At 45.9% G+C, this 14,181-nt stretch carries 13 protein-coding genes; 7 read left to right on the top strand and 6 right to left on the bottom strand.

Annotation, left to right across the window (positions count from 1 at the left end; genetic code table 11):
* Window positions 1–68 precede the first annotated feature (68 nt).
* Window positions 69–269 (bottom strand): hemin uptake protein HemP, encoded by a 201-nt coding sequence (hemP, locus tag H8K32_RS02905; protein WP_390312905.1) that lies wholly within the window; start codon window positions 267–269, stop codon window positions 69–71.
* Between the two features lie 272 nt (window positions 270–541).
* Complete coding sequence (gene asd / locus H8K32_RS02900) at window positions 542–1,399, bottom strand: archaetidylserine decarboxylase (protein WP_186910984.1); 858 nt, start codon at window positions 1,397–1,399, stop codon at window positions 542–544.
* Window positions 1,400–1,713: 314 nt separating this feature from the next.
* Between asd and ahpC the strand changes: the two genes are divergently transcribed.
* The 3 genes from ahpC to H8K32_RS02885 all read left to right on the top strand — a co-directional run bounded on the left by ahpC (window position 1,714) and on the right by H8K32_RS02885 (window position 5,996).
* Window positions 1,714–2,277 (top strand): alkyl hydroperoxide reductase subunit C, encoded by a 564-nt coding sequence (ahpC, locus tag H8K32_RS02895; protein WP_186910983.1) that lies wholly within the window; start codon window positions 1,714–1,716, stop codon window positions 2,275–2,277.
* Between the two features lie 217 nt (window positions 2,278–2,494).
* Window positions 2,495–4,042, top strand: a complete 1,548-nt coding sequence (gene ahpF, locus H8K32_RS02890; RefSeq protein WP_186910982.1) for an alkyl hydroperoxide reductase subunit F — start codon at window positions 2,495–2,497, stop codon at window positions 4,040–4,042.
* Window positions 4,043–4,232: 190 nt separating this feature from the next.
* Window positions 4,233–5,996, top strand: coding sequence for a hypothetical protein (locus tag H8K32_RS02885; RefSeq protein WP_186910981.1), 1,764 nt, complete (start codon window positions 4,233–4,235; stop codon window positions 5,994–5,996).
* 173 nt (window positions 5,997–6,169) lie between these two features.
* On the opposite strand, the gene H8K32_RS02880 is transcribed toward H8K32_RS02885, so the two are convergent.
* From H8K32_RS02880 to H8K32_RS02870, 3 genes are all read right to left on the bottom strand, one after another.
* A complete protein-coding gene (locus H8K32_RS02880) occupies window positions 6,170–7,114 on the bottom strand; it encodes a MurR/RpiR family transcriptional regulator (protein WP_186910980.1) in 945 nt (314 codons plus the stop codon).
* 490 nt (window positions 7,115–7,604) lie between these two features.
* The gene (mnmA, locus tag H8K32_RS02875) at window positions 7,605–8,702 is read right to left on the bottom strand and encodes a tRNA 2-thiouridine(34) synthase MnmA (RefSeq protein ID WP_186910979.1); all 1,098 of its coding nucleotides are present in this window, start codon (window positions 8,700–8,702) and stop codon (window positions 7,605–7,607) included.
* A gap of 2 nt (window positions 8,703–8,704) precedes the next feature.
* Entirely contained in the window at window positions 8,705–9,181 is a 477-nt protein-coding gene (locus H8K32_RS02870) for an NUDIX hydrolase (RefSeq protein ID WP_186910978.1), read from the bottom strand.
* 526 nt (window positions 9,182–9,707) lie between these two features.
* On the opposite strand from H8K32_RS02870, the gene H8K32_RS02865 reads away from it, so the two are divergent.
* The 4 genes from H8K32_RS02865 to H8K32_RS02850 all read left to right on the top strand — a co-directional run bounded on the left by H8K32_RS02865 (window position 9,708) and on the right by H8K32_RS02850 (window position 13,109).
* The gene (locus H8K32_RS02865; protein ID WP_186910977.1) at window positions 9,708–10,823 is read left to right on the top strand and encodes a Re/Si-specific NAD(P)(+) transhydrogenase subunit alpha; all 1,116 of its coding nucleotides are present in this window, start codon (window positions 9,708–9,710) and stop codon (window positions 10,821–10,823) included.
* Window positions 10,824–10,871: 48 nt separating this feature from the next.
* Complete coding sequence (gene panD / locus H8K32_RS02860) at window positions 10,872–11,234, top strand: aspartate 1-decarboxylase (RefSeq protein WP_186910976.1); 363 nt, start codon at window positions 10,872–10,874, stop codon at window positions 11,232–11,234.
* A 115-nt stretch (window positions 11,235–11,349) separates the two neighbouring features.
* The gene (locus tag H8K32_RS02855) at window positions 11,350–11,676 is read left to right on the top strand and encodes an NAD(P) transhydrogenase subunit alpha part 2 (RefSeq protein WP_186910975.1); all 327 of its coding nucleotides are present in this window, start codon (window positions 11,350–11,352) and stop codon (window positions 11,674–11,676) included.
* On the top strand, window positions 11,676–13,109 hold the full coding sequence (locus H8K32_RS02850) for an NAD(P)(+) transhydrogenase (Re/Si-specific) subunit beta (protein ID WP_186910974.1): 1,434 nt from the start codon (window positions 11,676–11,678) through the stop codon (window positions 13,107–13,109). The genes H8K32_RS02855 and H8K32_RS02850 overlap by 1 nt, the downstream gene beginning before the upstream one ends.
* Before the next feature lie 134 nt (window positions 13,110–13,243).
* On the opposite strand, the gene rocF is transcribed toward H8K32_RS02850, so the two are convergent.
* Window positions 13,244–14,155 (bottom strand): arginase, encoded by a 912-nt coding sequence (rocF, locus tag H8K32_RS02845; RefSeq protein WP_186910973.1) that lies wholly within the window; start codon window positions 14,153–14,155, stop codon window positions 13,244–13,246.
* Between the last annotated feature and the right edge of the window lie 26 nt (window positions 14,156–14,181).

Genomic DNA, 14,181 nt, shown 5'->3' with positions numbered 1-14,181 from the left:
TTTCTCCATTTGATTGACTACGATCTGACTGGCTGAGATGCAAATAGCTGGCTGATGACGATGTAAAATCAGGCGGTCAATATCAGCTTGTTAAGCTGGGTGACGCGCAAGCGGTAAATTCTGCCCTCGTGATCAATTTCGACTTCTCTTGAGTGCTGCATTAATTCTTTGCTGTTTAAACGTGGAACAGAAGTTGGTGCTTTTGTCGGTTCACGCCCAGTAGTTGTCATGCCGTGAGACGGAACCTGATGTGGTAAATATTCATCCATAACAAACCTTAAAATCTAAATGATAACAATTCTTATTTAGATTATTGTTGATGTAGCGAGAATTTGCAAGAAATTTCTATCGGCACGTTAGTTTTTCTTTCGGTGTAGATGAATAACGAATAAGTTTTTGGCGCTGGGGGGATGTTGAAAATGCATATGGTGCGCCGGAATATCGCAATGATGCGAGCAGTAAAAACTTAAAAATAGATGCTTAAAAACAAGAAAGCCCGATACGTTTATATCGGGCTTTTAAATATAGAGTGGGGTTGAGCTTAATTGCTGATTGCTGGAAAATCCGCCATCACTTCACCTAGTTTGACACTAGCGGCCGGCTTCCATGCCGGATTAAAGCGTAGGTCACTTTGCGGGAAGAGCAGCACGACAGTAGAACCAAGCATGAAGCGGCCCATTTCTTCGCCTTTTTTCAAGACGATGTTCTTGTCTGGATAATCCCAGGTGCGAATTTTTCCGGGACGCGGTGGGTTAATTGTGCCGTGCCAGACGGTTGCCATGCTGCCGACGATTGTTGCACCAACTAAGGTCAGGACAAAATTGCCATTGGCGGACTCAAAAAAGCAAACCAAGCGCTCATTGCGTGCAAATAGATTCGGTACGCCACGTGCTGTCGTCGGGTTTACCGAAAACAAGTCACCTGGTATGTAGACCATACGTATCAGTTTGCCTTCGCATGGCATGTGTATGCGGTGATAGTCGCGTGGGCTGAGATAGATATTCGCAAAACTACCGTTGGCGTACTCCGCCGCAGCCTTGCTATCGCCGCCGATTAACGCGGTGGTTGAGAATTCATGGCCTTTTGCCTGGAAAATTTGACCCTGAGTAATTGGTCCAAACTGGCTGATAGCGCCATCAACCGGGCAAATCAAGTCAGATACTGCGATAGGCCGCGCGCCAACTTTCAAAGGCCGTGTAAAAAATGCATTAAACGTCTCGTAGCTGCCGATGTCAGGATTTACTGCTTCGTCCATGTTCACTTCATATTTACCGACAAACCAGCGGATAAATTTGGTCGTGACATTGCCCCATTTCGCATCGGCAGCTTTGCCCGCGAGTGCGGTCAGTGCCTGTTTGGGGAGTAAATATTGAGCAAGAACGGCAAGTCGATCAGACACAGTAGGTGACCTTTGAATTGAATTGGTCGGGAATTATAACGTTGTGCAAAGAGAAATCACGTATTTCGTGCGTTTGGATGCAAATTTTGATGTAAAAATTAGAATTTCTGTCGGTTTTTCAAGTTGAACGCTAATCGTAATGGTGATGGTGTCATGACCGCGTGACATATGCCAGGAACAAAATTACGGTATACTTGTATCGATAGTTAAAATTAATTGAATTGATAAAATTAATTAGTTTTTAAATATTTCAAAAACGTTCTATCATACAGTCTCATCACGTCACACTTGTTTTAACTACAAAGGAAATTACCATGTCATTGATTAACACTATCGTAAAACCATTCAAAGCTACTGCTTACCATAATGGCAAATTCGTTCCAGTAACGAACGAAGATCTGAACGGCAAATGGTCTGTTTTCGTATTTTACCCAGCTGACTTCACATTTGTTTGCCCAACAGAATTGGGTGATTTGGCTGATCACTACGCAGAATTCCAAAAAATGGGCGTTGAAATCTACTCAGTTTCTACTGACACACATTTCACCCACAAAGCATGGCATGACACATCTGACACGATTGCGAAAATCAACTACCCAATGATTGCAGATCCTACATTGGCGATCTCCCGCAATTTTGAAGTGTTGATTGAAGAAGAAGGTCTGGCACTGCGTGGCACTTTTGTTGTCAATCCTGCTGGCGAAATCAAAGTCATGGAAGTACATGACAACGGTATCGGACGCGATGCAAAAGAATTGTTGCGCAAAGTACAAGCTGCACAATACGTAGCGAGCCACCCAGGTGAAGTTTGCCCGGCAAAATGGACACCAGGTGCAGAAACATTGACACCATCTCTGGATCTGGTTGGCAAGATTTAAGTTTGGGGCTAAACGTGCAACTAGACTGAGTTGCATCGTTGAGTAAGTCGTTCATACCCTGATGCTGATCAGGGTATGGACTGATGCAAAATCGCCCCAAGAGTTGTAAGGCACATCAGTGATGTGCCCGATTGGGACAATTTTGCATCAGTCCTAAAAACGTTAAAGCACATGCAGTAGATGCAGCTCATCGAGCATATGAATAGGAAAAAATATCATGTTAGACAATAATCTCAAAACACAACTTAAAGCCTACCTCGAAAGATTAACTCGCCCGATTCAGTTAGTTGCCTCTCTCGATGACTGTGACAAAGCAAAAGAAATGCAAACTTTGCTCAACGAAATCGCTGAATTATCGGACAAAATTTCATTGTCTGAAAATAATGATCCAGCCGTTCGTAAGCCATCGTTTGCGATTACGTCGCCAGGTCACGATATCTCGTTGAGCTTTGCCGGTATCCCCATGGGGCATGAATTTACTTCGTTGGTATTGGCATTGTTGCAGGCTGGCGGTCATCCACCAAAAGTCGATGCGGATGTGATCGAGCAGATCAAAAATCTTGACGGTGATTTTCTGTTTGAAACCTACATTTCTTTGACTTGCCAGAATTGCCCTGAAGTTGTGCAATCGCTGAACCTGATGGCGGTATTGAACCCACGTATCAAATCCGTCACGATTGATGGCGCCTTGTTCCAGCAAGAAGTTGAGCAACGCCAGATCATGGCAGTGCCGACGATTTACCTTAATGGTCAGGTATTTGGTCAGGGGCGTATGTCTGTTGAAGAAATTCTGGCTAAGCTGGATACGGGTTCTGTGCAACGTTCTGCAGAAAAACTTGATGCCAAAGCGCCTTACGATGTGTTGATCGTCGGTGGTGGTCCAGCAGGCTCTGCTGCTGCGATTTATGCTGCGCGTAAAGGAATTCGTACAGGTATCGTTGCCGAACGCTTTGGTGGGCAGGTTCTTGACACCATGTCGATTGAGAATTTTGTCTCTGTGACGGAAACTGAAGGGCCAAAATTTGCGGTAGCTTTGGAGCAGCACGTGAAAGCCTATGACGTTGACATTACCAATTTGCAACGTGCAGAAAAACTGACGCAGCAAGACGGCATGACGTCGATTCAACTTGCCAGCGGCGCCACATTGAAAGCCAAAGCCGTGATACTGGCAACCGGCGCACGCTGGCGCGAAGTCAATGTGCCGGGTGAAAAAGAATACCGTAATCACGGCGTCGCTTATTGCCCACACTGCGATGGCCCTTTGTTTAAAGGCAAGCGGGTTGCTGTCATTGGTGGTGGTAACTCTGGTGTTGAGGCAGCAATTGATCTTGCCGGTATTGTCAGTCACGTGACTTTGATTGAATTCGCGGCTGAATTGCGCGCTGATGCTGTGCTCCAGAAAAAATTGCATAGTCTGCCAAATGTCACTGTCATTACACAAGCACAGACCACAGAAATTCATGGCGATGGCCAAAAGGTAAATGGTATTAGCTATAAAGACCGTGTCACTGAAGCAGTTAAACACGTCGAGTTAGAAGGTGTGTTTGTACAGATAGGATTGGTGCCAAATACAGAATGGTTAAAAGGCACGCTTGAATTATCTCGTCACGGTGAAATTATCGTGGATGCAAAGGGGCAGACTTCGTTGCCTGGCGTATTTGCAGCGGGTGACGTTACCACTGTTCCTTACAAGCAAATTGTGATTGCTGTTGGTGAAGGTGCTAAAGCAGCGTTAGGTGCTTTTGATCACTTGATCCGGAGCTGATTTAGTCAAATCTCATTACGTAGCAAGGTCCGATCATGTAGGATTGAAAGGATTGAAGTCGGAAATAGTTTAAAAGCCTCAGCCGCTAGTCGGGTGAGGCTTTTTTTATTCTTTGATATAAAAAAGCTTAGTTAATTTGTTAATAATTATTGCTATAATCTATATTATTACAAATTGTAACAGTGATCCTATGACTTTTTTACCGCAATGGCTGTATAACTGGTTGGGCTTAAATTTCCCCGCGCAACGTATTCCGCTGACTGTCATATTGCCATTGGTGAAGTCGACTCCGTTACCGGTTTTAAATGCGCTTTATCAGTTGCAAAAAACGAGAGCAACAGAGGATGAAGACGTGCAGTTTTTACGCCTGATATTAAAAAATCTCAAGCAACTCAATCGTTGCGATACGAGTATCACTCAACGAGAAGAATATAACCACCGATTAGCCGCCTTGTTTTATCCGCTGACGCAGGTGATGGTGGGGCGGTTTGGAAAGGACGGTGGTGTTCCCGATAGTCAAGTGCGTGCGCAAACCCTCGATACTCTAATCGCTATCTGTACAGAATTTGCCAGTTCATATGGCGTGATTATTCAGTATTACCAGCAGTGTTCACGTTTTCGTTATGCAAGATCTCTCAAAAAATTGGATTTGGCGGCATTACGTCTCTTTGAATTTTTAAAAATGGAGCAATCGATCAAAGGCTTGCGTTATCAAGAATTAAGCGAGAAGTCCTGGGCGATGGCGAATACCCTAATTCATATTCTAGCTGCATCAGAACGCTTGAGTGTGGTGTTGAAACCATTGGATCAAACTTACAGCGCAGAACGGGCGGTTGCTACAACCAGAGCAGTGGATGTCTATCTGAGTATACAAATGTCGGAGCGCCTTCAACTCAGTTTTTGGCCTGTTCAATGGCAATCGTGGTTGCAACGTTCGATAGGTTTGGGTGACCTGAAAATTGGGTTAAGCGTGTTGTCGGAGCAAACGAATAAAAGCCAGGTCTCGTTTGTGTATTGCTACGATCCGACTCCAAGCAGCTTTACTCCCAAATTAAATAAGACGAGCGTCGAACCACTACTGCTTCAATGGGATCAATTGCAGCAGTCATTGACTAGTGATTTCGCTCAAGTTTTGCGTTCTCGCCAGTCCGAGTGCCAAGTCACGCTTTCTAAGCATCTGAGTTTATTTCACCCTAATGAACAACTCGCTTTGGCGCAATTGCAATTTGATCGATTTAATGCTTACCCAATAAGAACCGCGGCCAAACTTGATCAGGAGAAAGAAGTACCTGATTTGAGAATTTTCATTGGTTTTAAGGATGTATTTGCCTTGTTGCGGCATATTGCATCTGGAGGAACCTGGAAACCAATCGGGCAGCGCATGACCGATTTGCTTGCCAGACACTCGGCAGTGTTTTCTGATGATGCGGATGCCAGTGTCGAAAGCACCTGGTCTTTGCGACATCAGGATAATAGTTTGATATGTTTATCTAGCCTGGAAAGTCGTCACACAACGCATATGCACATCGGAGATTTAGCAGCGTGCATGCTGGAACAATCTGATTGGCATCAACCAAAGCTATGTGTGATACAGCGCATTTTGCGTCCGCAAGCTGGGCGTGTTTATGTAGAAATGCAGGTATTAAGTGAACAGTCCGAAGCAATTTTTTTCGAGTCGCAAGTGCTTAATCAGGGCAACTTATCGACAGATCCCATGCCGGGCAACGAGCTTGTACAAGCTATCCGAGGAAAAAATGCAAACGCCACACATTTAATTTTGCCACGTGGTGTCAGACTGATGTCCGAAGGCCAAGTAACCATGAATACAAAAAATGGCATGGAACTAGCTCAACTAGGCCATATTATGAGTGCCACTAAGAGTTTCAGCATGTATGCTTTACGTCGGAGTCGGCCTATTCGTGATTTGCACGGAGCGGACAGAGTTCTGGCTTAGCAAGGATAAATGCAGATATTTGTAATGAGAACTCTTGAGTTGAGTCTGAGTGGTAATTGAACTGAATGCTTCTGATGACCAGCTAAACAAAGGTAAAAAATAGTTGTTGATAGCGGCATCAAAGTTGATGCCGCCTGATACTACGTGGAGTTCATTTTTAAATAATCTGATACTCAGGCTGGTCTATCGATGTCGTTAATATTGTAATCATGCGGGGTGGTTTTTTTCGATGTACCTGCGGGATCTTGATACATCCAGTGCAGTAAAAATTTCGTCATTTCCGACGCTGCGTGGACCGGTGCTTCAGCTTGATGAGCAACCGCGCTACAGATAGCCTCGATCAGACACAATGCAGCGCCTTCTGAATTCGGCGAGAACTGGCGTCTGGTTTGTGCAAATAAGGTCACATTTGCCAAAGCCGCCAGCGGTGAACTTGGGGCATCAGTTAGCGCCAGTATTGGAACTTCTTTCTCATTCAGTTGACGCAAAATCGTGACAACATCTTCTGCGTAACGCGGAAATGAAATTCCGATAACCAGATCACGTGGCGTGAACTTGAATAGCTGTCTGGCTACCGTTGATGGGCCGCCAGCACCTATAGTTGATTGTACGGTATTGCAGAATGGGTCAAGATTATGCGCCATTAATCCGGCTAAAAATGCGCTTGCGCCATAACCGACGATATAAATACGTTCAGCATTGAGTATCATTTTTACCGCTTGATTACAGGCATCTGCATCCAAACCACGACGCGTTGCCTCGAGATTTGCCAGATCTTCATTGAGTGAGCCAGCGACAATTTCTGTGCTGCTTGCTGCGCGGCTGACTTCCGTGCGCAAATTATCAATCGGTGCCAGCATGGCTTCAAAGCCAGTCACTAATTCTGCACGGAACTGCGGGTAACCTTCAAAGCCTAAGGCGCGGGCAAAACGATTTGCAGTGGCGACCGAAATACCGACAGCATTTGCTAATTCGTCGATAGACATCGTGGCCGATCTGAACACATTCGACAACACATAGTCAGCTGCTTTTTTATGTGCTTTGGAAAGGTTCATGTAAACCTTGCCTATGCGTGCGTTGACTGTACCACCAAGGGATTGTGTATCAGGGCGATTCATAGTTGGCTGGCGTTTTCAGTGATAGGAAATGTAAATATAGTTTCATCATTTTCTTAAGTAAAGTAATGAAACGTATCAAAATGAACGAGTGAGCTTTTTTATTGAGATGTTGATATTCGCATTACATTCACAGAATATTCATCCGATTATTCTTATTAATGTAAATTATATTTTCAGTTGTCCCCAAAAAACTGTTCCTACTTTGTCTCTTTTTATAAACATGTATGACTGCAAGTGCTATTCATCGTCAACGAAAACCTGTTGTGAAGGCAAGAGAAATTTAAAGATTCTTTGAAGCAAAGATGATTGAACGGGCATTGTGAGTCTGTGTTTTTGCGCACAATGCCGGTACGATGTGAAAGGCGGTGCGGGTTGTAGCCGCCCGATAAAACGAAGCAAAAAGTCGGGCGGATGTAACCCGCCCCATTCGGGACTAATTCAGGATCCCATCCCATAGACTGCAAGTTGCAATCCAGGACCCTTGCTGTGATTAAGCAGATGCGGCGTGAATAATGCCACCACCGAGGCAAACATCGCCGTCATACAAAACCGCTGATTGGCCAGGTGTAACCGCCCATTGAGCTTGTTCAAAATGCAAATTGAACTGCTGTTCGTCACCCGCAAAAGTGCAACGCATATCCGGTTGGCGATAACGGGTTTTGGCGGACAGATTCGTATTCTCAGGTGCATGACCCGCCACCCAGCTGACTTGGGTTGCGTCTAAGCTGGATGATAATAACCATGGATGATCATGACCTTGTACCGCGTACAAGGTATTGGTGGCCACATCTTTTCTGGCGACATACCAGGCATCGCTGCTGCCGTCGGCATTTTGGTGGGTTTTGATGCCGCCGATGCCTATACCTTTGCGTTGACCCAGGGTGTAGAAACTCAATCCCACGTGTTTGCCAATAATCTGATTTTCCGGCGTTTTAATCTCACCTGGTTTGTAGGATAAATAGCGATTTAAAAAGTCACGGAAAGGGCGTTCTCCGATGAAGCAAATCCCAGTTGAGTCTTTTTTCTTCGCATTCGGCAATTGCAATTGCTCAGCGATTCTTCTGACTTCAGTCTTTTGAATTTCTCCCAGAGGAAACAGCGTGTTCGCGAGTTGCTTTTGATTTAAACGATGTAAAAAATAACTCTGATCTTTGCTGGCATCCAAGGCTTTGAGCAATTGGAATTCGCCATTAACTTCACGCACGCGAGCATAGTGTCCGGTCGCGATGTAATCCGCGCCGAGTTTCATTGCATGATCTAAGAATGCCTTGAATTTGATTTCGGCGTTACACAGCACATCTGGATTGGGAGTGCGACCTGCCTGATATTCACGTAAGAATTCGGCAAAAACGCGGTCTTTATATTCACTGGCAAAATTGACGGCTTCAATATCAACGCCAACCACGTCGGCGACACTGACCGCATCAATCCAGTCTTCACGGGTAGAACAATATTCAGAATCATCGTCGTCTTCCCAGTTTTTCATGAAAAGACCGATGACCTCATAACCCTGCTCTTTTAATAACCACGCTGATACCGACGAGTCGACGCCGCCGGACATGCCAATAACAACTCTTTTTTTGCTCATAATTATGATCCAAGTATGCTTGGATGGGTAAAAAGCAAGGACAGCGGTGCGCGTTGTCCTCGCAGATAATCGTCTATACATTTCAGCACCAAAGGGCTGCGATGTCGTTCCTGACAGGCCACAATTTCCTGATAGCTCATCCACAGGGTGCGTAATATCCCAGTATCAAGTGGTTGTTCGTGCTGCTGACCAAGCTCGCCCGTGAACGCAAAACGCAAATAAGTCACTTCTTCAGAGCTTACAGGAGAAACGAATTTGGATAAGTAGGTTCCTACTAGCGCCGTTGGAGTGAAATCATGCGCAGTTTCTTCCAGTGTTTCCCGAATCACCGCTTGTATTAAGGATTCATGTGGATCCAGATGACCTGCCGCCTGATTGATACGTACGCCGTCCGGGGTTTCTTCTTCGATCATTAAAAAACGTTGATCGCGTTCGATAATTGCCGCGACTGTGACCGATGGCTTCCAGATAGTGGACATTGCTGCTTTCATTTAGTCTGCCAGGGTGACATTTTACTTTGCCGTCAAAATTTGTGTGGCAAACCAGCAAATTTGAAAGTGAATTAGCTAATGCGATTTTTATCTATGCTCAAAAATAATGCAATTTTTATGCGTAAGGGTTCATTTTGTCTTAGCTGATTAGCACATTTTTTATTTGTGTATAGCTGATAGCTCATTGTTTTTAAACACAAAAATATTCATCTTTTTATTTCGTAAATACTTTTTAGGCGAATTTGCCAAAAGAAATAATTTAAAAATATGCAAAAAAACGAACGGTTGTGCTAAAAAACATTTTCCGTGTAATATTGTGTCGAATATTAAATGTAAGATTCGGGTAAGTATTTTTGTGCTCCACAACTGGCTGGATGCTGACTAAGTATCAAGTCAGACAATCGCTTACCTGTTCATCGTACATGAGCGCTTAGTTTGCCATCGCGTACAAGAATAAGCGGAGCGCGGTGCTGCAAGAAGACACAGATTTCATTCACAAGCAGGGAGCAAATCTATGAAAATCGGCATTCCCGCCGAGACTCGGCCTGGAGAGACGCGTGTCGCGGCTACTCCGGAAACCATTAAGAAGTACGTTGCTGCAAAACATCAGGTGATCGTGCAGTCTGGTGCTGGCGTGGCTTCGAGTATCACAGATGAAGCGTATCTGGCAGCAGGCGCCCAAATCGGCACTGCGGCAGAGGCATTCGGGGCAGAATTAGTACTAAAAGTACGTGCACCTGATGCTGGTGAAAGGACTTTGATCAAGTCCGGAGCGGTATTAGTTGGCATGCTCAACCCTTTTGATGCTGACAATATTGCATCAATGGCAACTCGCGGTATCAGTGCTTTTGCCTTAGAGGCGGCGCCGCGGATTACCCGTGCGCAGTCGATGGACGTACTTTCTTCGCAAGCCAACATCGCCGGTTACAAGGCGGTGATGCTGGCGGCAAATACCTACCAGCGTTTTATGCCTATGCTGATGACTGCAGCTGGCACGGTCAAGGCTGCCCGAGTGTTAATCATGGGTGTGGGCGTAGCAGGTTTGCAAGCAATTGCCACCGCTAAGCGTCTGGGGGCCGTGATTGAAGCATCGGATGTTAGACCTCCGGTCAAAGAACAAGTAGAATCCCTCGGCGCAAAATTTATCGACGTCCCCTATGAGACCGATGAAGAGCGCGAAATCGCTCAAGGTGCAGGCGGCTACGCACGTCCTATGCCTGCCGCCTGGATGCAACGCCAGGCAGCCCTGGTTCATGAGCGAGCCAAACAAGCTGACATTATTATCACTACTGCTTTAATACCTGGCCGTAAAGCGCCGGTATTGATTTCAGAAGACACTGTCAAATCCATGAAGCCTGGTTCGGTAATTGTCGATATGGCGGTCGAACAAGGGGGAAATTGTCCTTTGTCGGAATTGGGTAAAACAGTGACCAAACACGGTGTCCACATTATCGGTGAGCCCAATCTGGCCACCTTGCTGGCGGCCGATGCTTCGGCGTTGTATGCCCGTAACGTGTTGGATTTTCTGAAACTCATCATCGACAAAGATGCTGGACTGGCGATCAATCGTGAAGACGAAATCGTTGCTGCGACTTTGGTCTGCGCTGGTGGCGAAGTACTGAAGAAGTAGATGAGTATTAAAGTTTTTTCGTAACACGTATCAGAAAGTAGAAACACCATGCAAAGAAATATGCTCCGCGCCAAAATTCATCGCGCAACTGTGACCCAGTGCGATCTCCACTACGAAGGTTCATGTGGGATAGATGAAGATCTGCTCGACGCTGCGAATATCATCGAGAACGAACAGATTGAGCTGTACAACGTCAACAATGGTGAGCGCTTCTCTACCTATGCCATTAAAGGCAAACGCGGTAGTGGCGAAATCTCATTAAACGGCGCTGCAGCTCGTCGCGTGCAACTCGGCGATTTGATGATCATTTGTACTTACGCGCCAATGACAGAAGAAGAAGCGCGTGCACACAAGCCGAATGTGGTTTTTGTGAATGCAAAAAATCAGATCACGAGTTTAAAGGAGTATTAAGCCGGTATCGACGGTACGCGAAGTGACAGGTAATTAAATAATACCTGTCCACTCCATGTTACCGCCGGCATCGTCTGCATTTGCATGTCTTAATCCATACAACAGAGAGGACATCATGGAAGTTAGTCATACCCTTACCAACCTCATCATTTTTGTGCTGGCAATTTATGTTGGCTATCACGTGGTCTGGACGGTAACACCTGCATTACATACGCCTTTAATGGCGGTGACTAATGCTATTTCAGCCATCATCATCGTTGGTGCCATGTTGGCAGCAGGTTTGACTGAAGGTTTGCTGGCGCAGTTCATGGGAACGGTTGCTGTGGCTTTGGCGGCAGTGAATGTTTTTGGCGGATTTCTGGTGACCCAGAGAATGCTGGAAATGTTCAAGAAAAAAGAGCCTAAAGCAGTCAAAACCGACGGTGCTAAGGAGGGCAAATAATGAGTATGAATCTGGTAACGATGCTGTATCTGATCGCCTCAGCGTGTTTTATTCAGGCGCTCAAAGGTTTGTCTCATCCTTCGACAGCCAGACGCGGCAATGCTTTTGGCATGATAGGTATGGCGGTGGCGGTAGCAACGACGATTGCTTTGATCGTTAAGCTCAAAACCGAAAGTGCTGGTAGCGGCATGGGTTATGGTCTGGTGGTATTGGGCGTGGTTGTCGGTGGCAGTATCGGCGCGATTCTGGCAAAACGTGTCGAGATGACTAAGATGCCAGAATTGGTTGCAGCGATGCACTCGCTGATTGGTCTGGCAGCGGTCTGTATTGCTGTGGCTGTGGTATCCGAACCATGGGTATTTAATATCGTTGGTAAAGATATGCCTATCCCGGTTGGTAATCGGATTGAATTATTTATTGGTACCTTTGTCGGGGCAATTACGTTCTCTGGATCTGTCATTGCGTTTGGTAAATTGTCCGGTAAATATAAGTTCCGTTTATTTCAGGGCGCACCAGTCAGTTTTAGTGGTCAACATCAATTGAACCTGATTCTGGCATTAGCGATGCTGGGTTTGGGGATTGCATTCTGTGTTACGCAAAGCTGGACACCGTTTGTATTGATGGCAGCGATTGCCTTTGTCCTGGGCGTGTTGATCATTATCCCTATTGGTGGCGCTGATATGCCAGTCGTGGTGTCGATGCTCAATAGTTACTCTGGTTGGGCTGCAGCGGGTATCGGTTTTTCATTAAATAACTCTATGTTGATTATTGCCGGTTCACTGGTCGGATCATCAGGTGCGATTCTTTCGTACATCATGTGCAAGGCGATGAATCGTTCGTTTTTTAATGTGATTCTGGGCGGCTTTGGTGGTGAAGCTGCAACGGCCAGTGTTGGTGCGCAAGCCCAGCGTAACGTCAAATCAGGCTCTGCTGACGACGTCGCGTTTTTGTTGGGTAATGCTGAAACGGTGATCATCGTTCCAGGCTATGGTCTGGCGGTCGCGCGCGCGCAACATGCCTTGAAAGAGTTGACCGAAAAACTGACGCACAAAGGCATTACCGTTAAGTATGCAATTCATCCGGTGGCGGGTCGTATGCCTGGTCACATGAACGTTTTGTTGGCAGAAGCGGAAGTGCCGTACGATCAGGTGTTTGAGATGGAAGACATCAATAGCGAATTTGGTCAAGCTGACGTGGTTTTGGTATTGGGTGCAAACGACGTTGTTAATCCGGCCGCGAAAGATCCTAAGTCACCGATTGCAGGTATGCCGATTCTGGAAGCCTACAAAGCTAAAACTGTTATCGTAAATAAGCGCTCCATGGCATCCGGTTATGCTGGTCTGGATAATGAGCTGTTCTATATGGATAAAACCATGATGGTCTTCGGTGATGCTAAAAAGGTCATTGAAGATATGGTGAAAGCGGTCGAATAAGACGCTGAAATTTAAAATTAAAAATCCCCGTCATTTTGATGCGACGGGGATTTTTTTATAGCGTTTTCAGACAATAAAAAAGCCACCTGCAAAGCAGATGGCTGTCGTACGACGTGTTTGGAAATGTGAGTAATTTACATTCTGACCAAGGTCGATTTACCAAACAAACTTTCAATCAGATCTACCGCCAGAATTGCGGTTTGATTGCGTAAATCCAGAGCAGGATTAAGCTCAACCAGATCCAGTGAAGCGAGTAAGCCAGTATCGGCAATCATTTCCATACACAATTGTGCTTCGCGATAAGTTGGGCCACCCAGTACCGCTGTACCTACGCCCGGCGCAATTGCAGGGTCCAGGCAATCCATATCAAAGCTCACGTGCAAATGCGTATTGGAATCGATGCCAGCCAACGCTGAACTCATGACATTGCGCATGCCATACTCATCAATGTAACGCATGTCGTAGACTTGAATACCCATTTCATGAATGAATTTCTTTTCGCCAGCATCGACACTGCGGATGCCGATTTGGCGAATTTCATCTGGTTTCATGGCTGGTGTATGTCCGCCGTAAGAAATCAATTCTTTTGGGCCATGACCCATCAGGCAAGCAACGGGCATGCCGTGGATATTGCCAGTCGGGCTGATCGTCGATAAATTGCTGTCAGCATGCGCATCAAACCATAAGACGCGTAATTTTTTACCAACGCGACGGCAATGCTCAGCAACCGCACTGATAGAACCAATCGCCAGGCAATGATCGCCACCCAGCATCATAGGAATATGGCCATTTTGCAAAGCATTGTCGACGGCGTCATAAACAGCCTGATTCCAATCGATCGCTTCTTTCAGATGGCGCAAGCCATTGACCGGCTGCTCCCATGGATTTGCCGGACCATGTAGATTGCCGTGGTCGATAACTTTGAGATGACGGCCTTCAAGTGCTTCGTTCAGACCGGCTACTCGTAGTGCATCAGGCCCCATGCCTGCGCCTTTGACGCTGGCGCCAACATCTGTTGGCGCTCCAATTAAGGAAATGGTTTTCATTCTATGTGTAATTTCAGACTAGGTTA

It is taken from the genome of Cognatundibacterium jejuense, assembly GCF_014284255.1.
In the GTDB taxonomy this organism is placed as follows: Bacteria; Pseudomonadota; Gammaproteobacteria; order Burkholderiales; family Burkholderiaceae_D; genus Undibacterium; species Undibacterium jejuense.
This window is presented reverse-complemented; position numbering and strand designations above follow the sequence as displayed.

Bases quoted from the DNA above. Each gene is read 5' to 3' on its own strand.
- hemP (WP_390312905.1), bottom strand. From the start codon at position 269: ATGGATGAATATTTACCACATCAGGTTCCGTCTCACGGCATGACAACT.
- ahpC (WP_186910983.1), top strand. From the start codon at position 1,714: ATGTCATTGATTAACACTATCGTAAAACCATTCAAAGCTACTGCTTAC.
- ahpF (WP_186910982.1), top strand. From the start codon at position 2,495: ATGTTAGACAATAATCTCAAAACACAACTTAAAGCCTACCTCGAAAGA.
- H8K32_RS02885 (WP_186910981.1), top strand. From the start codon at position 4,233: ATGACTTTTTTACCGCAATGGCTGTATAACTGGTTGGGCTTAAATTTC.
- H8K32_RS02880 (WP_186910980.1), bottom strand. From the start codon at position 7,114: ATGAATCGCCCTGATACACAATCCCTTGGTGGTACAGTCAACGCACGC.
- mnmA (WP_186910979.1), bottom strand. From the start codon at position 8,702: ATGAGCAAAAAAAGAGTTGTTATTGGCATGTCCGGCGGCGTCGACTCG.
- H8K32_RS02870 (WP_186910978.1), bottom strand. From the start codon at position 9,181: ATGTCCACTATCTGGAAGCCATCGGTCACAGTCGCGGCAATTATCGAA.
- H8K32_RS02865 (WP_186910977.1), top strand. From the start codon at position 9,708: ATGAAAATCGGCATTCCCGCCGAGACTCGGCCTGGAGAGACGCGTGTC.
- panD (WP_186910976.1), top strand. From the start codon at position 10,872: ATGCAAAGAAATATGCTCCGCGCCAAAATTCATCGCGCAACTGTGACC.
- H8K32_RS02855 (WP_186910975.1), top strand. From the start codon at position 11,350: ATGGAAGTTAGTCATACCCTTACCAACCTCATCATTTTTGTGCTGGCA.
- H8K32_RS02850 (WP_186910974.1), top strand. From the start codon at position 11,676: ATGAGTATGAATCTGGTAACGATGCTGTATCTGATCGCCTCAGCGTGT.
- rocF (WP_186910973.1), bottom strand. From the start codon at position 14,155: ATGAAAACCATTTCCTTAATTGGAGCGCCAACAGATGTTGGCGCCAGC.